The organism is Agrococcus sp. SL85, assembly GCF_026625845.1.
GTDB lineage: Bacteria > Actinomycetota > Actinomycetes > Actinomycetales > Microbacteriaceae > Agrococcus.
Window position 1 is genome coordinate 761,859 of sequence record NZ_CP113066.1, and the last position, 26,248, is coordinate 788,106.

A 26,248-nucleotide genomic window follows, 5' to 3' on the forward strand; every position below is an offset into this window, starting at 1 on the left:
CGCTGCGGCGCCTGAGGCGCCGCGATGCCGCAGGCGGGGCGCGCCGTCAGCGCGAGCGGTCGGTCGCGCCGCCACCCGCGATCGTGCGGTAGACGCCCGTGTGGTCGAGCCCGCCGTCGCCCGCGTCGGCCGCGGCCTCGAAGAGCGCGAGCGCCGTCTCGCCCGCGGGCAGGCGCAGGCCGCCGGCAGCGGCCGCCTCCTGCGCGTAGCGGAGGTCCTTCACCTGGTAGTCGATCGTGCCGCCGGGCTCGAAGGCCTCCGCGATCCAGTGGTGCCGCTTCTGCCGCAGCACCTCGCTGGCGGCGAGGCCTGCGCCGAGCGCGTCGGCGAGCGCGGTCGGATCGATGCCGGCGGACCGGGCGAGCGCGAAGGCCTCCGAGAGCGCCGTGACCGTCTCGGCGACCACGAGCTGGTTGCAGAGCTTCGCCGTGGCGCCCGCGCCCGTCGGCCCCATGCGCGTGACGCGGCTCGCGCACGGCGCGAGCACCTCGGCCACGAGAGCGGCCTGCGCCTCGCTCCCGCCGACCATGACCGACAGCCGGCCCTCGGCGGCGCCGAGCACGCCGCCGGAGAGGGGCGCGTCGACCACGTCGACGCGCCCCTCCAGCTCGGCGGCGAGGGCACGCAGCGCCACGGGCGAGACCGTGCCGCACACGACGAGCGTCGGCGCGCCCGCGCGCTCGCGCCAGCCCGCCAGCAGCCCCTCGGGGCCCTCGAGCACCTCGCGCACCTGCGCGAGGTCGGGCAGCACGGTCAGCACGACGTCGCACGCGGCGTCCGCGGGGGTCGCGGCGACGACCGCGCCCGCCTCCGAGCGCAGCGCCTCAGCCTTCTCCGGCGTGCGGTTCCACACCGCGAGCGGGCCGGCCGCGGCGATCAGCCGCGCCATCGGCATCCCCATCGCGCCGAGCCCCAGGAGGCTCAGCGAGCGGGCCGGCACGCCGCTCACCGCGCGAGTGCAGCCGCCGCGAGCGCCTCGGTCTCGCGGCGCAGCTCGATGGCCTGCGCGAGCGAGTCGTCGACCTCCACGTCGTCCCAGCGCACGCTCTCGCCCTGGGCGATCGCGCGCTTCAGCGGCACATGGTGCGCGAGCGCGACGGGCAGGTAGCCCTCGGCGACCGAGGTGCGGGCCGAGACGAGCTTGCCGTAGACCGCGAAGCCTCCCTCGCCGTCGAGCGTCGAGCCCGCGGCCAGGTCGGTCTTCGCCGTCGCGACGACGTCGGCCGTGAAGCCCACGGCCGTGCCCGTGGCGACGCCGCGCAGCACCGCGTTGGCGATCGAGACGTTGAGCTCGAGCCCGACGTAGTGGTACGGCCGGTAGAGCGCCGCGTACTGCCCGCTCGGGTCCGGGTGCCACGGGTACTCCTGGAAGCAGCTCGCGACGTACTCGTTCGTGGCCTTCACCACGACGAAGACGCCCTCCTGCGTGTTGTGGGGGATCCAGTCGCCCTCGCGCGTGTAGCTCGACATGACGTCGACGGTGCCCTCGTGGGGCAGCACGCCGCCCGCCGACTCGGGCCTGCAGACCGTCGCGATCTCCTCAAGGTTGCCGGGCGTGAACGTGAGGCCCGCGTCGCCGGGCACGAGGCCCGCGGCGTTCGCGACCGCAGCCATCTCGATCGCGGCCTTCGTGCCGTCGCGGAAGGACGTGTGCATGTTGGGGTTCAGCTGCCCCGACTGCTTCAGCTCGTCCGAGAACTCCCAGTGGTCCCAGACGTTGTCGGGGTTCATCTGGTGGTAGCCGGGCAGGTACTTGGCGCCCTTGCCCGCGCAGACGACGTCGAAGCCGGAGGTGCGGGCCCAGTCGATGAGGCTCCCAGATGAGCGCGGGCTGGTCGCCGAACGCCATGGAGTAGACGACGCCCGCGGCCTTGGCGCGCGCGGCGAGCGCGGGGCCGGCGAGGGCGTCGGCCTCGACCGTGACCATCATCACGTGCTTGCCGGAGTCGATGGCGGCGAGGGCGTGCTTGATGCCGACGATGGGGTTGCCCGTGGCCTCGACGATGACGTCGATGTCGGTGCGGAAGAGGTCCATCGCGTCGGCGATGACGGCCGTCCTCCCCTCGCTGAGCGCGTCGACCGAGTCGACGATCGCGTCCTCGGGCCAGCCGACGCGGGCGAGGGACTCGCGCGCGCGGGCGGTGTTGATGTCGGCGATCGCGGCCACCCGGACGCCCGGGATGTTGCGGGCCTGCGAGAGGTACATGGTGCCGAAGCGGCCGGAGCCGATGAGGCCGACGCGGATCGGACGGCCTGCGGCCTCCCGCTCCTGGAGCAGCTCGTGGAGGTTCATGGGTGCCTGCTTCCCTGGGTGGGTCGATGGAGGGGTCGGTGGGATCGCGCGGGCGCGACGGGTCGCGCCGCACCGCCTGGGTGCTCGGTGCGGCGCTGCGGGAGGGCGGGCCGGTCGGCCCGTGGTGGTGGCGGGGCCCCGAGGTCGGGGCCCCGCCACGGGTCACATCGCGCGGATCTGCTCGACCCAGGTCTGCACCTGGTCCGGCAGGCCCTCGACGACGGGCGTGGTCGCCTCGATCCAGGCGTCGCGGTCGGTGATCTCGGTGAAGACGGCGCCGCCCTCCTCGAGCTGGGCGCGGTAGTCCTCGGTGTTCGTCACCGTGTTCTGGGTGTACTCCTGGCCGACCTCGTCGGCGACCTCGGTGATCGCGGTGCGGACGTCCTCGGGCAGGCCCTGCAGCGCGTCGTCCCACATGATGAAGTGGTAGTTCGCGAACATGTGGCTCGTCTCGCCGATGTTCGGCGCGACCTCGTGGATCGAGTTGAAGAGGATCGCGTCGAGCGGGTTCTCCTGGCCGTCGAGCACGCCCGACTCGAGCGCCGAGTACACCTCGTTGAACGGCAGCGCCTCGGCGCGCGCGCCGAGCGCGTTCCAGGTGTCGAGCATCGTCTGCGCGCTGGGCGTGCGGATCGTGAGGCCCTGGAGGTCGCTCAGCTGGGTCACCGGCTCTTTCGTCGTGAGCTGGCGGGCGCCGCGGTACATGTTGCCGAGCAGCGCGTAGCCCGATGCCTCGGTGACAGCCGTCTTGATCTCGGCGCCGAGCTCGCCCTCCCACACCTCGAAGAACTGCTCGTCGTCCTCGTAGAGGAACGGCGCGGTCTCGACGGACGCGAGATCGGTGTACGCCTCGACCGAGAGCATCGACTCGATGACGATGTCGACGGAGTCGATCTGCAGGCCGTCGATCATCTCCTCCCACGTGCCGAGCGTGGAGTCGGAGTGGATCTCGACCGTCACCTGGCCGTCGGTGGCCTCCTCGATCCGCTCGGCGAACTGCTCCGCGGCCCACTGGCGCGGGTCGGTGGTGGAGCCGGCGTGGCCGAGCACGAGGGTGATCGGCTGGCCGTCGTCCTCGCCGCCGCCGCTGGCAGCGGGGTCGGCGCCGCCGGACGAGCAGCCCGCGAGGGCGAGGGCGACGATGCCCGCGCCGGCGATGAGCTTGGTGGTGCGCATGGGGTTCCTTTCGGGGTGGTGGAGGTGGTGCGTCACTCGCCGAGCAGCACGGACGGCAGCCAGAGGGAGATCTGCGGGATGTAGGTGATGAGGAGCATGTAGATGAGGCCGGTCAGCAGGAACGGCCACGCGGCGCGGATCGCGGAGAGGAACTTCACCTTCGAGATCTCGGCCGAGAGCATCAGCGCGATGCCGACGGGCGGGGTGATGAGGCCGATGCCGAGGTTGACGACGATGATGATGCCGAGGTGCACGGGGTCGACGCCCGCCGCCGTGAGCACCGGCAGCAGGATGGGCGTGATGATGATGAGCGCCGCGTTGGCCTCGATGAACATGCCCGCGATGAGCAGCATGATGTTGACGAGGATGAGCAGCACGACCAGGTTGTCGGTGAAGCCGAAGATCGCCTCGGCGGCCGCCTGCGGCACGCCTCCGGACGTGAGCGCCCAGGAGTAGAGCTGCGCCGCCGCGAGGACGAGCATGATGAGGCCGACCATGAGCGCCGACTCGGCGAAGGCGGTGACGAGCTTCTTCCAGGTGAGCTCGCGGTAGACGAACAGGCCCACCACCAGTGCGTAGACGACGGCGACGGCAGCGGCCTCGGTCGGCGTGAACCAGCCGAACCGGATGCCCGCGAGGATCACGAGCGGCAGCAGCAGGGCGGGGAGCGCCGCGACGACGGCCTTGCCCAGCTTCGGGCGCTCCTCCTTGGGGGTGACGCCGACCAGCTTGGGGTCGGGCGCCTTCGCGAACGCCTCCTCGGTGAAGCCCTGCTTCCGCACGGTGAGGTGGACGGTGACCATGACCATCGCGATGTAGAGGATGGCGGGGACGATGCCGGCGAAGAAGAGCGCGCCGATCGACGTGCCGGAGACGACGCCGTAGACGATCATCGTGATCGACGGCGGCATGATGGGCGCCACGATCGGCGCCGCGGCCGTGACCGCCGCCGTGTACGCGGCCTTGTAGTCGCGCGCCTTCATCGCGGGGATGAGGATGCGGCCGAGGCTCGAGATGTCGGCGACGGCCGAGCCCGAGATGCCGCCGAAGAAGAGCGCCGAGAGCACGTTCGTCTGCGCGAGGCCACCGCGCATCCCGCCGACGATCGCGTCGGCGAGGCCGAGCAGCCGCTTCGTGATGCCGCCGGCGTTCATGATGCCGCCGGCGAGGATGAACAGCGGGATCGCGAGGAGCGCGAACGGCGTGATGCCGGCGACGATGCGCTGCGCGCCGATCGTCAGCGGGGTGTCGGTGACGAGCCAGAGCGTGATGATCGACGCGAGCGCGAGCGCGAACCCGATCGGGACGCGGAGGAGCATGCCTCCGAGGAAGTTGCCGAGCAGCAGAGGACCCATGGTCACATCTCTCCCTTCACCATCGTGTCCTCCTCGGACTGGAACAGGACGCGCGAGGGGAGCGGATCCACCTCGGGGTCGGGGTTGCGCACGAGCCTCCACCAGGCCTCGATCGCGAAGAGCGCCGAGATGCCGCAGCCGACGGGCACGGCGAGGGAGATGAGGCCGAACGGCAGGTCGATCCCCGGCATGTTGCGGCGGAGCGCGCTGGGCAGGGCCTCGATGCCGTAGAGCACCAGGACCGCGAGCGTGAAGAGCACGAGGGCGCTGGCGACGGTCGTGACCGCGATGCGCAGCCACCGCCGCTGGGGCAGGTACTCCCAGATGTCGAGCACCATGTGCCGGCCCTGGCGGACGCCGAGCGCGATGGCGAGCATCGCGAGCCAGACGAAGGCGAGCGAGGCGACCTCGGTGGTCCACGACGAGCTCTCGCGGGTGACGTAGCGGGCGAGCACCTGCCACGAGACCGAGATCACGATGAGCGCGAGGAAGGCCACGCAGAGCCATTGGACGATGACGTCGAGCATCGACATGATGCGATCGACCAGTCGTGGCATGTTCGCTCCTTTGCGAATGGGTGGCGGTGCCGGGATCGAGTGAAGCAGTGGGTTCGGTCGACTGTCAACAGTCGAACGCGCGCTGTTACGGAGTCGTGATGCCGTGCTCGGCGCGGAACTCCGCCTCGAGCTCGCGGCGCACCTTGACGGCCGCGAGGGTCTCGTCGGCGTCGACGTCCGCCCACGTGACCGAGCGGTCCTTGGGGACGTCGCGCACGAGCTTGGCGCCGTGCGCGAGGCCCAGCGGCAGCGCGCCGTGCTCGAGCGAGTAGGAGGCGGGGCGCAGCTTCCCGAAGACGGTGAAGCCGCCCTCCCCGTCGAGCGTCTCGCCGGCCCGCAGGTCGCGCTTGGCGGTCGTGACGACGTCGCCGCGGAAGCCCGTGGGGGCTCCGGTGGCCTCGCCGCGCAGCACCGCGCTCGCGATCGAGACCCCGAGCTCGAGGCCGATCATGTGGTACGGCCGGAAGAGCGAGCCGTAGCGGCCCGTCTCGTCGGTCTTGACGCCGTACTCGGCGAAGCACTGCACCGCGTAGTCGGTCCTGGCCTCGAAGGTGACGTAGACGCCCCAGCGGAGGTCCCGCTCCACCTCGCTGCCGTCGCGGTGCAGGCTCGAGGCGATCTCGACGGTGCCGCGGCGGTCGAGCGAGCCGCCGACGCTGCGCTCGCGGAACACGTGCGGGAGGTCGTCGACGCCGGCGGCGGGGAACGCCAGGCCGTCGAGCTGCGGCTCGAGGCCCGTGCCGTTGGCGACGGCCGCCATCTCGATCGCCGACTTCGTGCCGTCGAGGAACGAGTTGAACATCTTGGGGTTGAAGTCGCCGCTCGCGAGCTGCTCGTCGCTGAAGCCGTAGTGGTCCCACACGGTGTCGGGCGTCGAGTAGTGGTACTCGGGCAGGTACTTCGTGCCCTTGCCCGCCGCGACGACGTCGAAGCCGACGGTGCGGCACCAGTCGACGAGCTCGGAGATGAGGGCCGGCTGGTCGCCGTAGGCCATCGAGTAGACGACGCCCGCGGCGGCGGCGCGGCGCTGCAGCAGCGGGCCCACCATGCAGTCGGCCTCGACGTTGACCATGATCACGTGCTTGCCGTGGTCGATCGCGGCGACGGCGTGGTCGGTGCCGACGATCGGGTTGCCCGTGACCTCCAGGATCACCTCGACCGCGGGGTGACGGATGAGCGCCATCGAGTCGTCGATCACGGCGGTGAGGCCCGTGCGGGCGGCCTCGTCGAGCGTCGCGGCGGCGACGCGGTCGGCATCCCAGCCGGTGCGGGCGAGCGCATCCTTCGCCTTCGGCACGTCGATGTCGGCGACGCCCACGACGTGGAGCTCGGGCGTGACCGAGGCCTGCGTGAGGAACATCGAGGCGAACTTGCCGGCACCGATGACGCCCACCCGGATGGGGCCGGACTCGGCGTTCCGTCGCTGCAGCAGCGTGTAGAGGTTCAAGGGTCTGCTCCTTCGCAGCCGATGCGCCGAAGCGCCGTGTTTGATTGTTGACAGTAAAACCTCACAGCGCTCGCGTCAACCTCCGTTCGCGCGTCCTCCCTGTCGTCGAGTGGCGCCGTTCGGCGGTGAGTGGCGCCGATCGGCTGGGATTGGCGGCGAGATCCAGCCGTTCGGCGCCACTCGACGCCAGGAGTCGCCACTCACCGCATGGGGTCGCGGCGTGCGGCAGCGGGTCGGATCAGCTTCGGCGGGGCGGCGCGGACAGCGGCGAGGCGGAGGGCCGGGTCAGCGCGGGCGGACGGCTCGGGAGGCGGCGGCGACCGCGACGGCGACCGCGACGCCGATGAGGGTCTCGAGCACGCGGTCGGCGAGCAGCTGCGGCACGGGCTCGGGGCTCGAGGCGTGCACGAGCACGAGCGCGAGCGGCGTCACGGCCACCAGCGCGAGGCCGTAGTTGCGCACCACGACGAGCCTCGGCGGCCGCCTGCAGCAGCACGACCGCGAGCACGACGCCGAGCGGCGGCAGCTCGAGCAGCAGCAGGAGCGCGGCGACGACGATGCCGAGGCACGTGCCGAGGATGCGGTGGGCGCCGCGCGCGAGCTGCACGGCCACGCCGCGCCCCACGAAGGGCACGACGGCGGCGAGCATCGCCCAGTAGGGGTGCCCGATCTGCGCGGCCGTCGCGATGGCGCCCGCGAGCGCCACCGCGATCGCGGTCGTGGCCGCGTGCCGGCCGATGCCCGCCGGTCGTGGCCGGCTGCGCGGCTGGTGCGCGGCGGGCAGCAGGGCCTGCTCGAGCACGCCGAGGAGCACCGAGAGCGTCGCGGCGCCCGCGGCGACGAGCGCTGCCACGCCGACACCGGGCCAGTCGCCGGGCACCGTCGCGCTCGCGCCCACCGCGAACACGGGGAACAGCGCTCCCGGGGGCGACCACCCCTGGCGGTCCGAGAGCCAGGACCCGAGCGCCGCCACCGCCGTCACGACGGGGATCGCGAGCCACGCCCTCGCGTCACTCGTCCCGACCGCGGCGCCCAGCACCACGGCGCCCGTGAGCAGGAGCCCATGCCGCACCTGGATGCGCCAGCGGCCTGCGCTCGGCAGCCGGCCGCCGTAGAGCGATGCGAAGATGCCGAAGCTCGCGTAGAGGCCGAGGTCGAGGCGCCCCGCGAGCGCGAGCCCGCCGAGCACCAGCAGCATCGCGAGGCCCGCCCGGGCGGCCACGCGCCAGTCGCCGACCGAGGGGTGGAAGCGCACGAGCTCGCGGCCCGCGTCGCGCAGCACCCCGCCGATGCGGGAGCGACGATCGCGGGGGTGGGATGCGGCGGGCTCGGTCATGCGCCTCCATCCTCCCGCGCGCACAGGGCTGTGGAGGGCGCCCGACCGGGTCGCACCCCGTCGATTACTCTGCCCGCATGCGCCGAACCACCCCCGCAGCCCTCGCCCTCGCAGCGATCGCAGGCGCGCTGCTGGCCGGCTGCACGCCCGAGCCGCCCGCCGAGACGACGCCGCCGCCGACGGCGGAGCCGTCCGTCTCGGAGGAGGACGCCCGGGCGGCTTGGGAGGTCTACCAGCAACGACTTTCCGAACTCGGTGCTCAGCCCGAGTCAGCGGAACTCGAGGACCTCCTGACGGTGGCTGGCTCAGACCTGGCGCAAGATCAACTCGAGAACATGCAGCGCGCCGCTGATCGGCGCATCCGAGTTGAGGGGAATCGTCGGACAAGCGCCTTCGAGTTCGATCAAGCAGCACAGTCCGCTAGGGCGGCCGTCTGCATCGACGTCTCGGATGAACGCGTTGTCGGCGATGAGGGCAGGGAGATCGAAACCGGCGAGCCGAGGACGACGATCGCGAGGTCGGTGACTTTCGCAAGAGTTGATGGAGCCACCCTCGTCACTCAAGAGCAGGAGTTCGAGGGCCCACCGGAGTTGAACCCATGCGATTGATCGCCACGGTGCTCCTCGCTTCGGTAGCGCTCTTCGGATCTGGCGCAGGTGAAGACGGAAACGCAGGCTTCTTCGACGAGGACCACCTCGAAGTCGCGGGCGAGCGCCTCTTGGACGGAACTCAACCCGCCGCTGACATTGCCGATAGCGACATCGACTGGGATGCGCTTTGGGAGCAGTACTTGGCCGACAGGCGAGCGTCGTGCGTCGCTGATCTCGATCCAGCTTTGTCGCCCTCGATGTGCGACATCATCGTCGTCGACCGCCGCCAACCTCCTCCTGTCGACGGCACCGACCCCATCACCATCGAGGACCTCGCCTCGTTCGAGCCGATCGTCGGCGAGCTCGTCGTCGAGCCCGACGGCTGGGGCGTCGTCGGCACGCCCACGAACTTCTACGCGACGGCCGAGTCGCACACGATGCAGGGCGACCTCTTCGGCGCCCCGGTCTCGGTGCGCTGGACCCCCACCTCCTACGCCTTCGACTACGGCGACGGCACCGTCGAGACCACGGAGGCCTCCGGGCGCGCCTGGCAGGGCACCGAGGAGCAGTGGACCGAGACCTCCACGAGCCACACCTACGCCGACCGCGAGGACGCGACCGCGACCCTCACGGTCACCTTCACCGCCGAGGTCGACGCCGGCGGCGGCTGGTTCCCCGTGCCGGGGAGCCTGCCGGTGCAGGCCCCGCCGATCGAGGTGAAGGTGTTCGAGGTCGACACCGTGCTCACCGACGGCGACTGCCGCGCGCACCCGACCGCGCCCGGCTGCGGCTAAACCCGACGCCGCCGGCGCTCGCCGCGCGGCGTAGGGTCGTGCCATGACGGACAGGCTCGGATGGGGCATCCTCGGCGCCGGACGCATCGCCGGCGCCTTCGCGCGCGACCTCGCGCACGACGGCATGCGGCTCGCCGCGGTCGCGAGCCGCGACGGCGACCGGGCCCGCGCCTTCGCGGACGAGCACGGCATCCCCACGGCCCACGGCTCCTACGAGTCGCTCGCCGCCGACCCCGACGTCGACGTCGTCTACGTCGCCACGCCCCACTCCCACCACCTCGAGCACGCCCGGATCGCGCTCGACGGCGGCAAGCACCTGCTCGTCGAGAAGGCCTTCACCACCTCCGGCGACGATGCGCAGGCGCTCGCCGACGCCGCCCGCGCCGCCGGCGCGTTCGCGATGGAGGCGATGTGGACGCGCTTCCTGCCCACGATGGCGGCCGTGCGCGCGCGGATCGCCGCGGGCGACCTCGGCGAGGTGATCGGCCTCGTCTCCGACCACTCGCAGGTGCTCGACCTCTCGCCCGGCAGCCGCCTCATCGAGCCCTCGCTCGGCGGCGGCGCGCTGCTCGACCTCGGCGTCTACAACCTCTCGCTCGCGCACCACCTGCTGGGCCCCGCCACCGCCATCCAGGCGAGCGGCGTCGTCGACGCGAACGGCGTCGACCACCGCGCGAGCGTCGTGCTCGAGCACGGGGCCGGCCGCATCTCCACGAGCACGTTCTCGATGACCTCGCTCGGCTCGAACCGCGCCGTGGTGGTCGGCACCGAGGGCGCGATCGAGCTCGACCCGGCCTTCTACACGTGGACGTCGTTCACGCGTCGCCGCGCGAGCGACCGGGATGCCGTCGCCGAGCGCTACGAGGCGCGGCCCGACGGCCGCGGCATGCAGCTGCAGGCGCGCGAGGTGGAGCGGGCGGTCGCGGCGGGCGAAACCGAGAGCCCGCTCATGCCGCTCGACGAGAGCGTCGCCATCATGCGGCTGCTCGACGACGTGCGGGCCGCGCTCGGCGAACCCGCCTAGGACGCGGCAGCGTCACGGAACGGACACGATCTCCGGTCGGTTCCCGTGCGGAGGATTTGCCGAGGTACGCTCACCTCGACGACAGCACGACGGGCCCGGCCGACGGTCGTCCTCCAGCGCATCCGGGTCTGTCCCGAGAGTGCCACCGATGCTGTCGACGCCCCCTGCCCGCGCACGCCGCGCCCTCCGCTCCCTCTTCGCCGGCGCCGCGGCGATCGCGACCGCGGCGGGCCTGCTGGTCGCCGCCCCTGCGGCCCCCGCGGAGGCCTCCTTCGGGGGCACCCCCAGCTGGATCGGCGGGAAGGACCTCTACGAGACCAGCGCGCTGATGTCGCGCCAGCAGGCGCCGTCGACCAGCGTCTATCTCACGAGCGGCGAGGCCGGCGGCGACGCGCTCGCCGCCCCACCCGCCGCCAACGCCGCGGGGGCGCACCTGCTGATGGTGCGCCGCGACTCCGTGCCCCCCGCGATCGAGCAGCGGCTGCGCGAGCTGCAGCCGAGGTTCATCAACATCGTCGGCAGCCGCGCCGTGCTGTCGGACCGGCTGTGGGCGGACGTCCGGCGGATCCTGCCGAACGTCAAGATCTACCGCGTGGGCTCGAACGCGGGCGACCGGGTCGACTCAGCGCTCCGCCTCATGTTCAACATCCGCAACAGCGGCGGGGTGCTCGACGAGGTCTTCGTCATCGGCCGGAACGGCTATTCCGACGGCCTGGCCGCGGGCAACGTCGCCGCCCGCATCGGCGGCGCGATCGTGCCCGCGATGGGAGACCCGGCGGCATGGGCGCAGCGGGTCCTGCCGGAGCTCCGGCGCGCACGAGCGGTCTACTTCGTCGGGGCTGGCAGCGTGCTGCCGCAGTCGTACTTCGCCGCGCTCGACGCGGTCCTGCCCGGCCACATCGGCATGGATCGGCTCGCGGGCCCCGATCGCTACGCGACGAATGCCGCGCTGATCGATCGCTTCGTGCCGGGCATCAGCGCCCGCCAGGGCTACCTCATCGCCGGCAACGGCCACGGGGACACCGTCGGCGCATCGGTGCTCGCGGCGCGGCAGGACTCGGTGATGCTCCTCTCCGGCCGGGCCTGTCACGACCACACCGCGGTCCCCGAGCAGCTGGACCGCCTCCAGGTCGATCGCATCGTCGGCATCGGCACGAAGTTCTGGATCGCGGAGTCGGCACTCCGGATGCGGCTGTGTGACGGCAGCGCCTACCGGTCGCAGCACGGGCCTGACCCGTCGATGCCGCAGCTCCAGCCCGTCGAGACGGCACCCGACACCGGCTGGCTGCAGCGCCGGGCCGGCCAGATGCTCGGCACCTTCCGAGGCGGCACGCTCTCCGGCGGCGCCGGCCACCACGAGGTGCAGCTACCCGCAAACGCATACTGGGGCGTGCTTCGAGCGACGCACGCGATGGTCGGCTCCGGCGACTTCACGGTGACCGCGCACAGCAGCCGGACCGATCTGACCGAGATCGTCGTCGCCGACACCGGCGATGCGTTCGACGGCAGCGGCCTGATCGCACCGATCGACATGGCCTACGCCCCGGAGTGGCTCGAGATCGACGCCGAGGGGCCGTGGACGATCCTGGCGCAGGACCTGCGCTACGCGTACAGCGGCGGTTTCCACGGCACCGACTCGCACGTCGGCCTGGTCGGCGGCGACTGGGGGCGCACACTCGTGAACGAGCCCCGCGGCTCGCACCTCACGGTGCGCCAGATCGGCTTCTGGTCTGGCCTCGGCCCGACCCTGCAGGCCCGGCCGGGTGAATCTCGGTCGGTCGCGCTGCTGCAGGAGCCGATGGTCCTGCAGATCGTGCAGGACGGCGCCCCGGACGACGGCTGGGCGCTCCAGCTGCGCTAGGACACGGCGGCCGCCCGCGCGGCGAGCCGCGCCCGCACCTCCGGGCGCCGGAGGGGCGGCACCGTGCTGGGCGGCTGCCGCCGCTCGGGGAGCGCCGCCAGCAGGTGCTCGGTGCTGTGCGCGATCTCGGCGACGGCCCGCTCGAACGCCTCGCGCGTGCGATCGGTGGGATGCGTGATGCCCGAGACCTTGCGCACGTACTGCCGGGCGGCCGCCTCGACCTCGTCGTCGGTCGCGGCCGGCTCCAGACCCCGCAGCTCGGTGATGTTCCTGCACATGCCGGTCAGGCTAGGGCGGGGCGGCGCGGCCCGCCAGGGCTGGACGGCCGGGCCCGGCGGGGCCTCGTGACGGCAGCGCCTCCGGCGCGGCCTCCTCGACCAACGGAGGCTCCGCGAGAGGACGAACCGGGGCGGCGGACGCCGCCCCGCCTCAGCTCTCCTTCGTGATCTCCACCGACACGAAGAGCTGGCTCTTGCCCGCGCCCGCGTAGACGCCGCGCAGCGGCGGCACGTCGTTGTAGTCGCGCCCGAGGCCCACCTTCACGTGGCGCTCGCCGATGTCGATGAGGTTCGTCGGGTCCCACGCCGACCACTCGCCCGTGAACCACTCGACCCACGCGTGCGACTCGCCGCGGATCGTCTCGCCGATCTGCGCGTTCGGCTTCGGGTGCAGGTAGCCCGAGACGTAGCGCGCGGGGATGCCGACGGCGCGCAGCGCGCCGATCGTGATGTGCGCGATGTCCTGGCAGACGCCCTTGCGGTTGGGCCAGGCCTCGGAGGCGAGCGTGTGCACGTGCGTGACGCCCGACATGTACTCCATCTGCTCGCCCACCATCCGCGCGATCCGCGCCGCCGCCTCGCCGGGCGTCGCCGCGGCGTCGGCCACCTCGCGCGCCGCCGCCACGAGGTCGGCGGTGGGGCGCGTGCGCGGCGTCTGCGCGAGCTGCTCCACGTACTGCGAGGCGCGCTGCGACACCTTGCCCAGCTGCTCCCACGTGAGGTCGTGGCCGCCCGTGAGGCGCGGCCGCACCTCGACGAGGCTCGTGGCGGTCAGCTGCAGCTCGGTGTGCGGCTGCAGCACGTCGAACGAGACGACCTTCGTGCCCCAGTAGTCCTCGTACGTGTTGACCGATGTGTTGGGGCGGATGTCGAGGTTGGAGTAGATGACGAACTGGCCGTCGGAGGTCGACGGCAGCATGCGCGACTCGTTGTAGGAGGCCATCGCCGGCTGCTCGTAGCGGTAGCCGGTGGTGTGGCGGATGCGGATGCGGCTCACGATGCCTCCCTCGTCCAGGCGGGCATGTTGTGGGTGGGGAAGTAGCGCTCCCGCACCGCGTTCGACACCGCGGTCGTCGTCGTCTGCACGCGATCCATCACCGCGGGCAGGTCCTCGATGATCTCCTGGATGGGCCGGAACTCCAGCTGCGCGCGGATCTGCCCCAGCATCCGCTGCGCCGAGTCGACGTAGCCGACGCGCTCCTGGCGCGGCTCGATGTCGCGCAGGCACTGCTCGGCCGAGAGCACCGAGAACAGGATCGAGCGGGGGAAGAGGCGGTCGAGCAGCAGGAACTCGGCCGCGTTCGTCGACGAGGGCACGCCGCGGTAGGTGCGCAGGTACGCCTCGTAGGCACCCACCGAGCGGAGGATCGTGGTCCAGGAGGGGCCCGTGGCCTCGGTGAGCGTGCGCGTGGCGAGGAGGCGCGCCACCATGTCGGCGCGCTCGATGGAGCGGCCGAGCGTGAAGAAGCTCCACGCGTCGTCGCGGCTCGCGGTGGAGTCGGAGATGCCCGTGGCCAGCGCCGAGCGCTCGCGCACCCAGCTGAACATGCCGGAGACCTGCTCGGTGGCGACGCGGCGCGGCATGTTGGCGTAGGTGGTGTTGAGCACCTCCCACAGCTCGGTCGAGATGATCTCGCGGGCCCGGCGCGCGTTCTCGCGCGCGGCGTTCACCGAGTAGGCGATCGACGCGGGCTGCGAGCGGTCGGTCGCGAGGGAGTTGACGACGTCGACGCGCGTCAGCTTCCGCTCCGGCGGGGCGTCATGGCCCATGACGCCGAGGAGCGCGCGGCAGGCGGTGTCCTCGTCGACCGCGACGTCCTCGAGCAGGAGCTGCAGGTAGACGTCGAGGATGCGGGCGGTGCCGTCGGCCCGCTCGATGTAGCGGCCGATCCAGAACAGGCTCTCGGCGATGCGGGAGAGCATCATGCGGGGTCTCCGTCCTCTCGGATCGCTGCGGCGGGTCTCGTGCCGGCAGCGCCTGCGGCGCGGCCTCGGCGACCGGCGGACGCGGCCTGCTGCTGCTGCTCGGACTGCCCTCGCGGGCCGTCCTGCGGCGACTGGTCCTGCGGGTGGTCGGCGACCGGAACGATGGGCATCGAGCGCGTGATCGGCTCGCCCGAGGCGCCGAACTCGGCGTCGTGGTCGACGACCGGCAGCTGCTCGCGCGGATCCGCGAGCACCCAGGTGTCCTTCGACCCGCCGCCCTGCGACGAGTTGACGACCAGCTGGCCCTCCGGCAGGGCGACGCGCGTGAGGCCGCCCGGCAGCACCCACACGGTGTTGCCGTCGTTGACGGCGAAGGGGCGCAGGTCGACGTGGCGGGGGCGCATGCCGTCCTCGACGAGCGTCGGGATGGTCGAGAGCTGCACGACGGGCTGCGCGATCCAGCCGCGCGGGTCGTCGAGCAGCCGCTGCTTGAGCGCATCGAGCTCCTCCTGCGTGGCGTCGGGGCCCACGACGAGGCCCTTGCCGCCCGAGCCGTCGACGGGCTTCACGACCAGCTCGTGCAGTCGGTCGATGACCTCCTCGAGCTGGCCGGGCTCCTCGAGCCGCCACGTGTCGACGTTCTTGAGGATCGGCTCCTCGGACAGGTAGTAGCGGATGAGCTCGGGCACGTAGGTGTAGACGAGCTTGTCGTCGGCGATGCCGTTGCCGACGGCGTTCGCGATCGTGACGTTGCCGAGGCGCGCCGCGAGCATGAGGCCGGGGCTGCCGAGCATCGAGTCGGCCCGGAACTGCAGCGGGTCGAGGAAGTCGTCGTCGACGCGGCGGTAGATGACGTCGACGCGCGCCGGCCCCTCGGTCGTGCGCATGTAGACGCGGCCGCCGCTCGTGAACAGGTCGCGGCCCTCCACGAGCTCGACGCCCATGAGGCGCGCGAGCAGCGTGTGCTCGAAGTAGGCGGAGTTGTAGACGCCGGGCGTGAGCACGACGACGCGCGGGTCGTCGACGCCCGCGGGCGCGGCGGCGCGCAGCGCGTGGAGCAGCTTGTCGCAGTAGTCGCCCACGGGGCGCACGCGCATCGAGGCGAACATCTCGGGCAGCGTCTGGGCGATGACGCGGCGGTTGGAGATCACGTAGGAGACGCCGGAGGGCACGCGCACGTTGTCCTCGAGCACCCGCCACTCCCCCTCCTGGTCGCGGATGAGGTCGATGCCCGAGACGTGGATGCGCACGCCGTTCGCACCCGTGATGCCGGCCGCCTGGCGGTGGAAGTGGTTCGAGGAGGAGATGAGCTTCGCGGGGATGATGCCGTCCTCGACGGCGCGCTGCGGCCCGTACATGTCGGCCAGGAACGCCTCGAGCGCGCGCACGCGCTGCTGCACGCCCGACTCCACGTGCCGCCAGTCCTCGGCGGTGATGATGCGCGGCACGGCGTCGAGCGGGAAGGGCCGCTCCTCGCCCGCGAAGTCGAAGGTGACGCCCTGCGCGAGGTAGGAGGTGGCGAGCGCGTCGGAGCGCGCCCGGAGGTCGTCCTTCGTCAGCTCGGACAGGGCCTCGTGGATCGCCGCGTACGGCTTGCGCGCCACGCCCTTCGCCTCGAACATCTCGTCCCACGCGGTGCCGGTGCGCTTGCGCGGGTTCGCGAAGGGCTTGTCGTAGTCGTCGAACAGATCGCCCATGTCGCGAGCCTAGTCGGCGGCCTGTTTCCGGCTCGTGACGGCGCTCCCAGGTGCGCGGGGCAGCGTCAGCGGCGATCGGCGGCGCGGATGATCCGCGCGGAGGCCGTGGCCATGTGCGCGGCCATCGCGCGCTCGGCGGCGACCGGGTCGCCCGCGGCGATCGCCTCGGCGACCGCGGCGTGCTCGCGGATCGCGGCCTCGATGTCGGCGGGGTCGTCGACGGCGTTGTCGAACCAGACCCGCAGGAGCGAGCGCGAGGTCGAGAGCAGCTCGGCGAGGATGCGGTTGCCGCCCATCGCCGCGACGTGCTGGTGGAAGGCGACGTCGTGCTCGACGTAGGCCGCCGATCCGACCGCGGAGCGCTGCAGCTCGACGAGCGCGCGCAGCCGCGCCGCGTCGGCGTCCTGCACCCGCGCGGCGGCGGTCTCGGCCGCGGCGCGCTCGAGCGCGCCGCGCACGACCGCGAGGTCCTCGACGCGCTCATGGTCGAGCAGCATCGACCACGAGAGCGTCTGCGGCAGCAGCTCGGAGGTGGCGCCGCGCAGGTAGGTGCCGGAGCCCGCGCGCGTCTGCACGACCCCGAGCACCTCGAGGGCGGCGATCGCCTCGCGGACCGCCGAGCGGCCGACGCCGAGCGCCTCCGCGAGCGCCCGCTCGCCGGGCAGCCGGTCGCCGGGCACCATGGCGTCGCCCAGCAGCAGCGCGAGCAGCTGCTGCGCCACGGAGCCGCTCGCCGAGGTGGCGGTGCCCGCCGTGCGCCGCAGGGCATCGAGCAGGGCGTCGTCCGTCACAGCGCCAGCGTAGCCAAGGTCAGCATCTCAAATTGGTCAACCGGTTGCGCGATCGCATCGACGCGGAGTACGGTGACCGAGGCCGCGCGACGACCGCCGGCCGAGCGCACAACGGAGTAGCAGCATGGATGTCGGCATCGGCTCGTACGCGATGTTCTGGGAGTGGCACGACCACCCGGACCCCATCGGCATCGAGGGCATGCTCGACCGCGCCGCCGAGCTCGGGTGCGCCGTCTTCGAGGTCTGCGACGACCCGCGCATCGAGGACCGCTCCGCGCAGGGGCTCGCCGCGCTCCGCGCCCGCGCCGCCGACCTGGGCCTGCGCCTGCAGCTCGGCACCCGCGGCATCGACCCCGCGCACCTGGCCCGCTGGATCGACATCGCCGAGGCGCTCGACGCCCGCGTGCTGCGATCGATGGTGCAGCGGCCCGATGCCGAGCGCGGCGTCGAGCACGTCGCCGAGGTCCTCGCGGCGAGCCTGCCGCGCCTCGAGGCCGCGGGCGTCGCGCTCGCGCTCGAGACCTACGAGCAGGTGCCCACCGCCACGCTCGTCGGCGCGATCGAGGCCGTGGGCTCGCCGCTCGTCGGCGCCACGCTCGACCCCGCCAACTGCATCGCCGCGCTCGAGCGCCCCGTCGACGTCGTCGAGGCGGTCGCGCCCCACGCGCTCGACCTGCACGTGAAGGACTTCCGCTTCGACCGCCAGCCGGGCTGGGTCGGCTTCCAGCTCACCGGCGCCCGCATGGGCTCGGGCCAGCTCGACCTCCAGCACGAGCTGGACGCCGTGCACGCCGCCGGCCGCGCTCCCGCCGCGATCGTCGAGCACTGGCTGCCCTGGCAGGGCTCGAGCGCCGCCTCCGTCGCGCTCGAGCGCGACTGGACCGCGGCGACCCTCGCCGCGCTCGCCGCCTGGACTCCCTCCCCCTCCACCACCACCACCACCGACGAAGGAGTTGCCCGATGACTCAGAACCCCAAGAACCCGCTGCTCGGCAAGGTCGTCGAGCTCGACGCCTCGCTGACCGTCGCCGTCGTCGGCGCCGCCGGCAAGATGGGCATGCGCGTGTCGAACAACCTCGAGCTCACCGAGGCGACCGTGCACTACGTGGAGGCCTCCGAGGCCGGCCGCGCGCGCATCGCCGAGCTCGACCGCGAGGTCACCGAGCTCGACGAGGCCGTCGCGGCCGCCGACGTCGTCATCCTCGCCGTGCCCGACGTCGTGCTCGGCACGGTCTCGCAGGGCGTCGTGCCCGCGATGCGCCCGGGCGCCGTGCTCCTCACCCTCGACCCCGCCGCCGCCTACGCGAGCCTGCTCGCGCAGCGCGACGACATCCACCAGGCCGTCGCGCACCCGTGCCACCCCTCCGTCTTTCTCGAGCGCACCACCGTCGAGCAGTACGGCGACACCTTCGGCGGCATCGCGGCCGACCAGGACGTCGTGGCCGCCTTCGAGGGCGACGACGAGGAGGCCAAGGCGCGCACCGAGGCGGTCGTGCGCGCGATCTACGCGCCCGTCATCGACGTGCACTGGGTGACGGTGAAGCAGCTCGCGCAGCTCGAGCCGACGCTCGTCGAGACCACGGCCTGCATGATCGGCCAGTTCCTCAAGGACTCGATGGACCACGCGGTGCAGGAGGTCGGCATCCCCGAGGACGCCGTGCGCGCGATCTTCTACGGCCACATCGGCATCGCGCTCACGAACGCGCTGCGCGGCTCCAACCCGTTCTCGGAGGCCTGCCACCTGGCGATGGACTACGGCCGCGAAGCGATCATCAAGGACGACTGGAAGCGCATCTGGGACGACGAGGACCTCGACCGCGTCCTCGCCACGATGCTGAAGCTCGACCGCGTCGAGCGGAGCTGACCATGGACCCCATCTACCTCGTGGGGGTGGCGGTCGTCGCCATCGCCCTGCTGCTCTTCCTCGTGATGAAGCTGCACTGGCCCGCGTACCTCGCGCTCCTCGCCGTCTCGGTGCTCACGGCCCTCGCCGCGGGCATCGCCGTGCAGGAGGTCATCCCGACCGTCGTGGCCGGCATGGGCGGCACGCTCGGCAACGTCGCGCTGCTCGTGGGCCTCGGCGCCATGCTCGGCGGCATCGTCGAGAAGACGGGCGGCGCCGAGACGATCGCGCGCCTCGCGGCGAAGAAGCTCGGCAAGGACCGCCTCGGCCCCGCGCTGCTCATCGCCTCGGGCCTCGTCGCCATCCCGATCTTCTTCGACGTGGCGTTCATCATCCTCGTGCCGATCATCTTCAGCTTCGCGAAGGCGGCCGGCCACCGCAGCCCCATCGCGTTCGGCGTGCCCGTCGCGGTGTTCATGGTGTTCATCCACAACGCCGTGCCGCCGCACCCGGGCATCGTCGGCTCGACGACGCTGCTGAACCCCGACGTCATGGGCCTCGTCACGATCCTCGGCATCCTGCTGTCGATCCCCATGGGCTTCCTCGTCTGGTTCCTCTCGAAGCGCATCACGGGCCGCGGCACGTGGACGATGTCGCCCGAGATCGCCGAGCGCTACGCCGAGTCGGGGGCCGCCGACCTCGGCACCGGCGCGACGCCCGCCGCGGGCGGCACGGCGACGGCGACGGCCACCGAGACGCGCACGCGCACGCAGACGACCCCCAGCGCCGGCGGCGTGATCGCGCTCATCCTGCTGCCGATCCTCATGATCGCCGTCGGCACCGTGGGCAAGCTCGTCGTCGAGCCGGAGACCACGGCCGCGAACGTGCTCGCCTTCATCGGCGCCCCCGCCCTCGCGCTGCTCGTCGCCTGCGTGCTCGCGATGTACCTGCTCGGCATCCGGCACGGCTACGGCCGCACGGCGATGAGCGAGATCATGGACGCCGCGCTCGCGCCGGCCGCGATCGTCGTCTTCGTCACGGGAGCCGGCGGCGTCTTCGCCCGCGTGCTCACGGAGTCGGGCATCGGCGACGCGGTCTCCGGGATGCTCGTCGACGCGGGCGTGCCGATCATCTTCCTCGCCTTCCTGCTCGCGCTCATCTTCAAGGTGGCGCAGGGCTCCGGCACGGTCGCGACGCTCACGGCCGCGGGCCTCGTGCAGTCGACCGTCCTCGCGGGCGGCTACAGCGAGCTGCAGGTGGCGCTCATCATCCTCGCCATCGCGATGGGCTCGGTGTCGCTCTCGCACATCAACGACTCCGGCTTCTGGATCGCGACGCGGTTCGTGGGCCTGTCGGTGGCGGGAGGCCTGAAGACCTGGACGGTGCTGTGCACCATCCTCGGCATCACGGGCATGGCGATCATCTCGATCGCCTGGTTCGTGGTGGGCGCGATCGGCGGCTGACCGCCGGAGCGCAGCGAGGGGGCCCCGTCCGCGACGCGGGGCCCCCTTCGCGCGCCCGGGGAGGTCGCCCGCCCGGGCCCCGCCGCTCAGCGGCCGCGGCGGGCCAGGAGCAGCCCGGCGGCCGTCGCCGCGACGGCGAGGATGCCGAGGCACCACGCGAGCGCGATCCACAGCTCGGCGCCCACGGGCTGCTGCGCGAGCAGCGCACGCAGCGCATCCACGATCGAGGTCACCGGCTGGTGCTCGGCGAACCAGCGGACCGGGCCCGGCATCGACTCGGTGGGCACGAACGCCGACGACACGAACGGCAGCAGGATGAGCGGGTACGAGAAGGCGCTCGCCCCGTCGACCGTGCGCGCGCTGAGCCCGGCGACGACGGCGAGCCACGTGAGCGCGAGCGTCACGAGCACGAGGATGCCCGCGACCGCGAGCCAGGCGAGCGGGCCGGCAGACGACCGGAAGCCCATGAGCAGCGCCGCGCCCACGACGAGCGCGAGCGAGACCAGGTTGGCGACCAGCGACGTGACGACGTGCGCCCACAGCACCGACGAGCGCGCGATCGGCATCGAGCGGAACCGCTCGAGGATGCCGCTCTGCAGGTCGAGGAAGAGGCGGTAGGAGGTGTAGGCGACGCCCGAGGCGATCGTGATGAGCAGGATGCCCGGCAGCAGGTAGTCGACGTACGCGGCGCCGCCGACGTCGATCGCCCCGCCGAGCACGAACACGAACAGCAGCAGGAAGGCGATCGGCATCACCGCGGTCGTCACGATCGTGTCGGGGCTCCGCAGGATGTGGCGGAGCGAGCGCCCGGTGAGCGCGGCGGTGTCGGCGACGACGTGCGTGGTCATCGCCCCTCCTCGGGTGCGGGTTCGGGCGCGGGTGCGGGCTCGGCCGCGCCGCCGACCACGGCGAGGAAGACCTCCTCGAGGCTCGGCTGGCGCTCGACGAGCTCGACGGTGGGGCGCGGCAGCAGCGCGCGGAGCTCGGCGAGCGTGCCGTCGACGACGATGCGGCCCTCGTGGAGGATCGCGATGCGGTCGGCGAGGTGCTCGGCCTCCTCGAGCTGCTGCGTGGTGAGGAGCACCGTCGTGCCGTCTGCCGCGAGCTCGCGCACCGCATCCCACACCTCGAGGCGCGCCTGCGGGTCGAGGCCCGTCGTGGGCTCGTCGAGCACGACGACGGGCGGCTCGCCCATGAGGCTCATCGCGATGTCGAGCCGGCGGCGCATGCCGCCGGAGTAGGTGCCCGCGCGGCGGCCGCCGGCCTCGGCGAGCGAGAAGCGGTCGAGCAGCGCGTCGGCGGTGGCCCCGGGGTCGGGCAGGTGGCGGAGGCGGCCGACGAGCACGAGGTTCTCGCGGCCGGTGAGGATCTCGTCGACGGCGGCGAACTGGCCCGTGAGGCTGATGGACCCGCGCACGGCCGCGGCCTCGTCGCGCACGTCGTGGCCTCCGACGCTCGCGGAGCCGGCCTCGTGCCGCAGCAGCGTGGCGAGGATGCGCACGAGCGTCGTCTTGCCCGCGCCGTTCGAGCCGAGCAGCGCCACGATCGACCCCTCGGCGACGTCGAGGTCGACGCCGCGCAGCACGCGCAGCTCCCCGTACGCCTTCTCGAGGCCGCGCACCCGGATCGCGGGCGGCCGCTCGAGGGTCGCGGCGCTCACCGCCCCTCCTCGTGCGCGACCGCCTCGGCGACCGAGCGGCGCAGGCGGTCGCGCTCCTTGACGATCCAGCTGCCGCGGCCGTAGTTCTCGAGGAACGTCTCGATGAAGTCGACCGGGTCCTCGCCGAGCAGCTGCGGCACGGGCGTGCCGTCCGCCGCGCCCTGCTCGAGCAGCGTGACGAGGTCGTCCAGCATGCGCACGAGGGTCTCGCCGTCGTCGACGGCGCCGAGGTGCATGAGGTAGCGGTCGAGCGCGGCGGCGCTCGCGCGGTAGGGCTCGGGCAGGGCCTTGCGGCGCGCCACGTACTCGCGGTACTTGCGCTTGTGGGCGAGGTCGCTGAAGAGCTTGTCGAGGACGGACATGTCAGTTCCCCTCCGGGATCGTGGTGGCGGCGGCGTCGGCGGATGCGGGCGCCGCGGTGCGGAGCGACGCGAGCCGCTCGGCGAGGAACGTCCAGTTCCCCCAGAACTCGTCGAGGGCGGCGGCGCCCGCGGCGTTCAGCGTGAAGACCTTGCGCGGCGGGCCCTTTTCGGAGGGCACCTTCTCGACGTCGACGAGGCCGCGCTGCTCGACGCGCAGGAGCAGGGCGTAGATCGTGCCCTCGGCGATGTCGGCGAAGCCCTCGTCGCGCAGCCGCGCCGTGATCTCGTACCCGTGCGCCGAGCCGCCGGCGAGGATCGCGAGCACGATGCCCTCGAGCACGCCCTTGAGCATCTCGGTGACCTGCTTGGGCATGCGCGCCTCCTGCTCCTCAGCGGTGTTGCTACTCAGTGTCGCTGAGTACCACTAGATAGTGACACTGAGTAGCGGATCGCGCAAGAGGGCGCGACTACCGTGGTGGGGTGCCGAAGCCCCACCGCTCCGACCTCGCCCGCGCCGGATCGCTCATCGCCGCGACGCCCGACTTCCCGAAGCCCGGCGTGCTCTTCCGCGACATCGGGCCGATGCTCGCCGACCCCTCCGCGCTCGCGGCCGTGACGACGGCGCTGCACGAGCGCTTCGACGAGGAGTTCGACCTCGTCGCGGGCGTCGAGGCGCGCGGCTTCCTGCTCGCGGGCGCCGTCGCGGCCCGCACGGGCACGGGCCTGCTGCCGATCCGCAAGGCGGGCAAGACGCCGAACCCCGGCGCCTCCGTCGACTACGCGCTCGAGTACGGCATCGCCACGATCGAGGCCGCGGGCGACCTCACCGGGGTGCGCGTGCTGCTCGTCGACGACGTGCTCGCCACCGGCGGCACGCTCGCCGCCGCGATCTCGCTCGTCGAGCAGCTGGGCGGCGAGGTCGTGGGCGTCGCCGTCGTGCTCGAGCTCGAGGAGCTCGGCGGGCGCGCCAAGGTGCCGCACGCCAAGGCGCTCTTCACCGCCTGAGCGCCGCGGCGCGGAGACCCGCGACGACCTGCGGCGGCCCCTCCCATCCGGATCTCCGGATCGGTGGCGATAGCGTCGAGGCATGCCCGAGACGCCCTTCGACGACTTCACCGACATCGACGGCCTGCTGCGGATGCCGCGGCTCGCCTCCCTCGCGACGGGGCCCGACGGCCGGCTCGTCGCCGCGATCGCGCAGGCCGACGAGCACGGCGCGCGCATGGTCTCCTCGCTCTGGGAGCTCGACCCGGCGAGCGAGGCGGAGGCCCAGCGCCTCACGTGGTCGGCGAAGGGCGAGAGCGCGCCGCGCTTCGCGCCCGACGGCTCGCTGCTGTTCTCCTCCGCGCGCCCCGACCCCACGGGCGGCGCCGACGAGGACGTACCGGCCATCTGGCGCCTCCCCGAGCGCGGCGAGGCGCGCGTCGTGGCCTCCGCACCGGGCGGCCTCAGCCTCGTCGCCGTCGCCGACGACGGCTCGATGCTCGCCACCACCGCGGTGCTGCCCGGCGGCTCGCTCGAGACCGACGCGGAGGCGCGGAAGGCGCGGAAGGACGCCAAGCGCACGACGATCTGGCACACGGGCATGCCCATCCGCTACTGGGACCACGAGCTGGGCGACGCGAGCCCGCGGCTCGTGCACGTGAGCGCCGAGGGCGAGCTGCGCGACCTCACGCCCTCGGCCGACACCGTCGCGCTCGTGAACGCCTCGGCCGACCTCTCGCGCGACGGTCGCCGCGCCGTCACCACATGGACCACCCGCGTCGCCGGCGGCGAGACCCGCACGGGCATCGCGATCGTCGACGTGCAGCCGCGGCGGCGACGGATGCTGCTGCGCGCCACGGCCGCCCACCAGTGGGCGGGCCCCGCGCTCTCGCCCGACGGCGCGACGCTCGCGGTCACCCGCGTGACCGCCTCGAGCCCCACCGACACCTCCTACGACTTCCTCGAGCTGCACCCCATCGGCGGCGGCGAGCCCGTGGCCGTCGACCTCGGCGACCTCACGATCGGCTCCTACGCGTGGCTCGACGACGCGCGCCTCGTGGTCGCGGGCGACCTGCACTCTCGCGGCGCCGTCGTGCTCGTCGATGCCGCCACGGGCGCCGTGCGCACGCTCGTCGACGACGCCCCGCACGGCGCGCTGGCCCCCGCCGCCGACGGGAAGGCGGTCTTCGCGCTCCGCAGCGACCTGGCCTCGCCCGCCGCGCCCGTGCGCATCCCCACCACCGGCCGCGGCCGCGTCGAGGCCGCGACGATCCCCGCGCCCGGCCGCATCGGGACGCTCCCGGGGCGCCTGGAGTGGGTGGAGTCGGAGGTCGACGGCACGACCGTCGGCGGCTGGCTCTGCACCCCGAAGGCCGCGAGCACCGCATCCCCCGCGCCCGTCATGCTCTGGATCCACGGCGGCCCGCACGGCTCCTACAACGCGTGGAGCTGGCGCTGGAACCCGTGGCTCGCGGTGGCGCGCGGCTACGCGGTGCTGCTGCCGGATCCCGCGATGTCGACCGGCTACGGCCACGAGGGCCTCAACCGCGGCTGGCCGCGCCTGGCCGACGTGGTCTTCCGCGAGTGCGAGGCGCTGCTCGATCGCGTGCTCGAGCGGCGCACGCTCGACGCCTCGCGCACGGCGCTGCTCGGCGCCTCCTTCGGCGGCTACATGACCAACTGGATCGCCGGGCACAGCGACCGCTTCGACGCGATCGTCACGCACGCGGGCCTCTGGGCGCTCGACCAGCAGCACACGACCACGGACGCCGCCTCGCACAAGGTGCGCGTGCACGGCCACCCGGATGCGCTGCCCGAGTGGTACCGCGCCTACTCGCCGCACCACGCGGGCGGCGCGATCACGACGCCCATGCTCGTGACCCACGGCAACCGGGACTACCGGGTGCCGGTGAGCGAGGCGCTGCGGCTGTGGTGGGACCTCGTCTCGTCGTGGGAGGGGAGCCCCGCCTCGATGCCGCACCGGTTCCTGCAGCTGACCGACGAGAACCACTGGGTGCTGCGCCCCTCGAACGCGGTCACCTGGAACCAGGCGGTGCTCGCCTTCTGCGACCAGCACGTGCGCGGGGGCGACCCCGTCCCCGACGCCCTGCCCTGGTGATCGCCCCTCCGGACGGTCGGCGGGCTCAGGGCTCGAGGACGAGCTTGCCGACGTGGGCGCGGGTCTCCAGCTCGCGCTGCGCGTCGGCGGCGCGCTCGAGCGGGAAGGACGCAGCGATGACGGGCTCGATCGCGCCACGGCGCGCGAGGTCCATGAGCTCGGCGAAGTGGGCGCGCGTGTGCATCGCGGAGCCGATGAGCTGGAGGTTGCGCAGGTAGAGCGCACGCACGTCGAGCGCGATGTCGTGGCCGCCGAGCGCGCCCGCGACGACCCAGCGTCCGCCCTCGCGCAGGCGCGGGAGGGTGTCGGCGATGAGCTCGCCCGCGACGACGTCGATCGCGACGTCGATGCCCTCGGGCGCCGCCTCGTCGAGCTGCGCCGCGAGATCCTCGCCGCGGTCGAGCACGACGGCGGCGCCCGCCTCGCGCACCGCGTCGAGCCTTGCCGGCGCTGCTGATGGCGAGCACGCGCGCGCCCGCGCGGCGGCGAGCCTGCACCGCGGCGAGACCCACACCGCCGGAGGCGCCGGAGACGAGCACCGTCTCGCCCTCCGCAGCGCGGCTGCGCACGAGCATGCCGAGCGCGGTGCCGTAGGCGCAGGGCAGCGCCGCGAGCTGCGCGTCAGTGAGGGGCGAGGCCGTCTGGTCGTGCACCTGGGCCGCGGGGGCGAGCACATGCTCGGCGTAGGCACCG

The 26,248-nt window shown here is 73.0% G+C and carries 26 protein-coding genes and 2 pseudogenes; 9 read left to right on the top strand and 19 right to left on the bottom strand.

Translation table 11 applies throughout. The features are described 5' to 3' along the window. Nucleotides 1–46: 46 nt before the first annotated feature. The 9 genes and pseudogenes from OVA14_RS03650 to OVA14_RS03685 all read right to left on the bottom strand — a co-directional run. The gene (locus OVA14_RS03650) at nucleotides 47–949 is read right to left on the bottom strand and encodes an NAD(P)-dependent oxidoreductase (RefSeq protein ID WP_267504937.1); all 903 of its coding nucleotides are present in this window, start codon (nucleotides 947–949) and stop codon (nucleotides 47–49) included. Then, the gene (locus OVA14_RS03655; RefSeq protein ID WP_324288057.1) at nucleotides 946–1,809 is read right to left on the bottom strand and encodes a hypothetical protein; all 864 of its coding nucleotides are present in this window, start codon (nucleotides 1,807–1,809) and stop codon (nucleotides 946–948) included. The genes OVA14_RS03650 and OVA14_RS03655 overlap by 4 nt, the downstream gene beginning before the upstream one ends. Before the next feature lie 109 nt (nucleotides 1,810–1,918). Next, a pseudogene (locus tag OVA14_RS13445) lies at nucleotides 1,919–2,293 on the bottom strand (Gfo/Idh/MocA family oxidoreductase); the annotation flags it as partial. A 162-nt stretch (nucleotides 2,294–2,455) separates the two neighbouring features. Beyond that, entirely contained in the window at nucleotides 2,456–3,469 is a 1,014-nt protein-coding gene (locus tag OVA14_RS03665) for a TRAP transporter substrate-binding protein (RefSeq protein WP_267504940.1), read from the bottom strand. 32 nt (nucleotides 3,470–3,501) lie between these two features. Next, on the bottom strand, nucleotides 3,502–4,824 hold the full coding sequence (locus OVA14_RS03670; RefSeq protein WP_267505480.1) for a TRAP transporter large permease: 1,323 nt from the start codon (nucleotides 4,822–4,824) through the stop codon (nucleotides 3,502–3,504). A gap of 2 nt (nucleotides 4,825–4,826) precedes the next feature. Further along, entirely contained in the window at nucleotides 4,827–5,381 is a 555-nt protein-coding gene (locus OVA14_RS03675) for a TRAP transporter small permease (RefSeq protein WP_267504941.1), read from the bottom strand. A gap of 85 nt (nucleotides 5,382–5,466) precedes the next feature. Then, nucleotides 5,467–6,828, bottom strand: a complete 1,362-nt coding sequence (locus OVA14_RS03680) for an NAD(P)H-dependent oxidoreductase (RefSeq protein ID WP_267504942.1) — start codon at nucleotides 6,826–6,828, stop codon at nucleotides 5,467–5,469. 285 nt (nucleotides 6,829–7,113) lie between these two features. Beyond that, nucleotides 7,114–7,293 carry an FUSC family protein gene (locus tag OVA14_RS13735; protein ID WP_420710640.1) on the bottom strand — a complete coding sequence of 60 codons (180 nt, stop codon included), beginning with the start codon at nucleotides 7,291–7,293 and terminating at the stop codon, nucleotides 7,114–7,116. A 4-nt stretch (nucleotides 7,294–7,297) separates the two neighbouring features. Beyond that, nucleotides 7,298–8,164: pseudogene (locus tag OVA14_RS03685) on the bottom strand (FUSC family protein); the annotation flags it as partial. 77 nt (nucleotides 8,165–8,241) lie between these two features. Here OVA14_RS03685 and OVA14_RS03690 point away from each other — a divergent pair. The 4 genes from OVA14_RS03690 (at nucleotide 8,242) to OVA14_RS03705 (ending at nucleotide 12,433) form a co-directional block, all read left to right on the top strand. Then, nucleotides 8,242–8,772 (top strand): hypothetical protein, encoded by a 531-nt coding sequence (locus OVA14_RS03690; protein ID WP_267504944.1) that lies wholly within the window; start codon nucleotides 8,242–8,244, stop codon nucleotides 8,770–8,772. A 239-nt stretch (nucleotides 8,773–9,011) separates the two neighbouring features. Continuing rightward, nucleotides 9,012–9,548, top strand: coding sequence for a hypothetical protein (locus OVA14_RS03695; protein ID WP_267504945.1), 537 nt, complete (start codon nucleotides 9,012–9,014; stop codon nucleotides 9,546–9,548). Nucleotides 9,549–9,591: 43 nt separating this feature from the next. Continuing rightward, nucleotides 9,592–10,572: a Gfo/Idh/MocA family protein gene (locus OVA14_RS03700; protein WP_267504946.1), complete on the top strand. Its 981-nt coding sequence runs from the start codon at nucleotides 9,592–9,594 to the stop codon at nucleotides 10,570–10,572. 148 nt (nucleotides 10,573–10,720) lie between these two features. Beyond that, entirely contained in the window at nucleotides 10,721–12,433 is a 1,713-nt protein-coding gene (locus tag OVA14_RS03705) for a cell wall-binding repeat-containing protein (RefSeq protein WP_267504947.1), read from the top strand. Here OVA14_RS03705 and OVA14_RS03710 read toward each other — a convergent pair. The 5 genes from OVA14_RS03710 to OVA14_RS03730 form a co-directional block, all read right to left on the bottom strand. Then, nucleotides 12,430–12,711 carry a DUF2277 domain-containing protein gene (locus OVA14_RS03710; RefSeq protein WP_267504948.1) on the bottom strand — a complete coding sequence of 94 codons (282 nt, stop codon included), beginning with the start codon at nucleotides 12,709–12,711 and terminating at the stop codon, nucleotides 12,430–12,432. The two genes, OVA14_RS03705 and OVA14_RS03710, sit on opposite strands and share 4 nt — an antisense overlap. Nucleotides 12,712–12,862: 151 nt before the next feature. Next, nucleotides 12,863–13,708: a transglutaminase family protein gene (locus OVA14_RS03715; protein ID WP_267504949.1), complete on the bottom strand. Its 846-nt coding sequence runs from the start codon at nucleotides 13,706–13,708 to the stop codon at nucleotides 12,863–12,865. Continuing rightward, nucleotides 13,705–14,634 (bottom strand): alpha-E domain-containing protein, encoded by a 930-nt coding sequence (locus OVA14_RS03720; RefSeq protein ID WP_267505481.1) that lies wholly within the window; start codon nucleotides 14,632–14,634, stop codon nucleotides 13,705–13,707. Before OVA14_RS03720 ends, OVA14_RS03715 begins: the two co-directional genes overlap by 4 nt. Then, nucleotides 14,634–16,334 carry a circularly permuted type 2 ATP-grasp protein gene (locus OVA14_RS03725; protein WP_267504950.1) on the bottom strand — a complete coding sequence of 567 codons (1,701 nt, stop codon included), beginning with the start codon at nucleotides 16,332–16,334 and terminating at the stop codon, nucleotides 14,634–14,636. The genes OVA14_RS03720 and OVA14_RS03725 overlap by 1 nt, the downstream gene beginning before the upstream one ends. 65 nt (nucleotides 16,335–16,399) lie before the next feature. Continuing rightward, the gene (locus tag OVA14_RS03730) at nucleotides 16,400–17,125 is read right to left on the bottom strand and encodes a FadR/GntR family transcriptional regulator (protein WP_267504951.1); all 726 of its coding nucleotides are present in this window, start codon (nucleotides 17,123–17,125) and stop codon (nucleotides 16,400–16,402) included. Nucleotides 17,126–17,249: 124 nt separating this feature from the next. Here OVA14_RS03730 and OVA14_RS03735 point away from each other — a divergent pair, with 124 nt between their 5' ends. From OVA14_RS03735 to OVA14_RS03745, 3 genes are read left to right on the top strand one after another with little or no spacing between them, the layout of a single operon-like run. Continuing rightward, the gene (locus OVA14_RS03735; protein WP_267504952.1) at nucleotides 17,250–18,089 is read left to right on the top strand and encodes a sugar phosphate isomerase/epimerase family protein; all 840 of its coding nucleotides are present in this window, start codon (nucleotides 17,250–17,252) and stop codon (nucleotides 18,087–18,089) included. Then, on the top strand, nucleotides 18,086–18,988 hold the full coding sequence (locus OVA14_RS03740; protein ID WP_267504953.1) for a phosphogluconate dehydrogenase C-terminal domain-containing protein: 903 nt from the start codon (nucleotides 18,086–18,088) through the stop codon (nucleotides 18,986–18,988). Before OVA14_RS03735 ends, OVA14_RS03740 begins: the two co-directional genes overlap by 4 nt. Before the next feature lie 2 nt (nucleotides 18,989–18,990). Then, nucleotides 18,991–20,430, top strand: coding sequence for a gluconate:H+ symporter (locus tag OVA14_RS03745; protein WP_267504954.1), 1,440 nt, complete (start codon nucleotides 18,991–18,993; stop codon nucleotides 20,428–20,430). An 86-nt stretch (nucleotides 20,431–20,516) separates the two neighbouring features. Here the strand turns inward: OVA14_RS03745 and OVA14_RS03750 are convergent, their stop codons facing one another. Genes OVA14_RS03750 through OVA14_RS03765 form a run of 4 tightly spaced genes read right to left on the bottom strand, consistent with a single transcriptional unit; the run spans nucleotide 20,517 to nucleotide 22,825 of the window. Next, a complete protein-coding gene (locus tag OVA14_RS03750) occupies nucleotides 20,517–21,278 on the bottom strand; it encodes an ABC transporter permease (protein ID WP_267504955.1) in 762 nt (253 codons plus the stop codon). Beyond that, nucleotides 21,275–22,090 (bottom strand): ABC transporter ATP-binding protein, encoded by an 816-nt coding sequence (locus OVA14_RS03755; RefSeq protein ID WP_267504956.1) that lies wholly within the window; start codon nucleotides 22,088–22,090, stop codon nucleotides 21,275–21,277. Before OVA14_RS03755 ends, OVA14_RS03750 begins: the two co-directional genes overlap by 4 nt. After that, nucleotides 22,087–22,452 (bottom strand): DUF1048 domain-containing protein, encoded by a 366-nt coding sequence (locus tag OVA14_RS03760; RefSeq protein WP_267504957.1) that lies wholly within the window; start codon nucleotides 22,450–22,452, stop codon nucleotides 22,087–22,089. Before OVA14_RS03760 ends, OVA14_RS03755 begins: the two co-directional genes overlap by 4 nt. Before the next feature lies 1 nt (nucleotide 22,453). Next, entirely contained in the window at nucleotides 22,454–22,825 is a 372-nt protein-coding gene (locus OVA14_RS03765; RefSeq protein WP_267504958.1) for a PadR family transcriptional regulator, read from the bottom strand. 107 nt (nucleotides 22,826–22,932) lie between these two features. Between OVA14_RS03765 and OVA14_RS03770 the strand changes: the two genes are divergently transcribed. Beyond that, entirely contained in the window at nucleotides 22,933–23,457 is a 525-nt protein-coding gene (locus tag OVA14_RS03770; RefSeq protein WP_267504959.1) for an adenine phosphoribosyltransferase, read from the top strand. An 82-nt stretch (nucleotides 23,458–23,539) separates the two neighbouring features. Next, nucleotides 23,540–25,555 (top strand): alpha/beta fold hydrolase, encoded by a 2,016-nt coding sequence (locus OVA14_RS03775; protein ID WP_267504960.1) that lies wholly within the window; start codon nucleotides 23,540–23,542, stop codon nucleotides 25,553–25,555. A gap of 25 nt (nucleotides 25,556–25,580) precedes the next feature. On the opposite strand, the gene OVA14_RS03780 is transcribed toward OVA14_RS03775, so the two are convergent. Continuing rightward, nucleotides 25,581–26,231, bottom strand: coding sequence for a zinc-binding dehydrogenase (locus OVA14_RS03780; protein WP_267504961.1), 651 nt, complete (start codon nucleotides 26,229–26,231; stop codon nucleotides 25,581–25,583). Nucleotides 26,232–26,248 lie beyond the last annotated feature (17 nt).

What these genes read in the sequence shown, in the direction of transcription:
- OVA14_RS03700 (WP_267504946.1), top strand. Translation starts at nt 9,592, where the DNA reads ATGACGGACAGGCTCGGATGGGGCATCCTCGGCGCCGGACGCATCGCC.
- OVA14_RS03740 (WP_267504953.1), top strand. Translation starts at nt 18,086, where the DNA reads ATGACTCAGAACCCCAAGAACCCGCTGCTCGGCAAGGTCGTCGAGCTC.
- OVA14_RS03775 (WP_267504960.1), top strand. Translation starts at nt 23,540, where the DNA reads ATGCCCGAGACGCCCTTCGACGACTTCACCGACATCGACGGCCTGCTG.
- OVA14_RS03725 (WP_267504950.1), bottom strand. Translation starts at nt 16,334, where the DNA reads ATGGGCGATCTGTTCGACGACTACGACAAGCCCTTCGCGAACCCGCGC.
- OVA14_RS03745 (WP_267504954.1), top strand. Translation starts at nt 18,991, where the DNA reads ATGGACCCCATCTACCTCGTGGGGGTGGCGGTCGTCGCCATCGCCCTG.
- OVA14_RS03670 (WP_267505480.1), bottom strand. Translation starts at nt 4,824, where the DNA reads ATGGGTCCTCTGCTGCTCGGCAACTTCCTCGGAGGCATGCTCCTCCGC.
- OVA14_RS03735 (WP_267504952.1), top strand. Translation starts at nt 17,250, where the DNA reads ATGGATGTCGGCATCGGCTCGTACGCGATGTTCTGGGAGTGGCACGAC.
- OVA14_RS03750 (WP_267504955.1), bottom strand. Translation starts at nt 21,278, where the DNA reads ATGACCACGCACGTCGTCGCCGACACCGCCGCGCTCACCGGGCGCTCG.
- OVA14_RS03695 (WP_267504945.1), top strand. Translation starts at nt 9,012, where the DNA reads ATGTGCGACATCATCGTCGTCGACCGCCGCCAACCTCCTCCTGTCGAC.
- OVA14_RS03690 (WP_267504944.1), top strand. Translation starts at nt 8,242, where the DNA reads ATGCGCCGAACCACCCCCGCAGCCCTCGCCCTCGCAGCGATCGCAGGC.
- OVA14_RS03675 (WP_267504941.1), bottom strand. Translation starts at nt 5,381, where the DNA reads ATGCCACGACTGGTCGATCGCATCATGTCGATGCTCGACGTCATCGTC.
- OVA14_RS03760 (WP_267504957.1), bottom strand. Translation starts at nt 22,452, where the DNA reads ATGTCCGTCCTCGACAAGCTCTTCAGCGACCTCGCCCACAAGCGCAAG.
- OVA14_RS03780 (WP_267504961.1), bottom strand. Translation starts at nt 26,231, where the DNA reads ATGTGCTCGCCCCCGCGGCCCAGGTGCACGACCAGACGGCCTCGCCCC.
- OVA14_RS03720 (WP_267505481.1), bottom strand. Translation starts at nt 14,634, where the DNA reads ATGCTCTCCCGCATCGCCGAGAGCCTGTTCTGGATCGGCCGCTACATC.
- OVA14_RS03765 (WP_267504958.1), bottom strand. Translation starts at nt 22,825, where the DNA reads ATGCCCAAGCAGGTCACCGAGATGCTCAAGGGCGTGCTCGAGGGCATC.
- OVA14_RS03665 (WP_267504940.1), bottom strand. Translation starts at nt 3,469, where the DNA reads ATGCGCACCACCAAGCTCATCGCCGGCGCGGGCATCGTCGCCCTCGCC.
- OVA14_RS03710 (WP_267504948.1), bottom strand. Translation starts at nt 12,711, where the DNA reads ATGTGCAGGAACATCACCGAGCTGCGGGGTCTGGAGCCGGCCGCGACC.
- OVA14_RS03705 (WP_267504947.1), top strand. Translation starts at nt 10,721, where the DNA reads ATGCTGTCGACGCCCCCTGCCCGCGCACGCCGCGCCCTCCGCTCCCTC.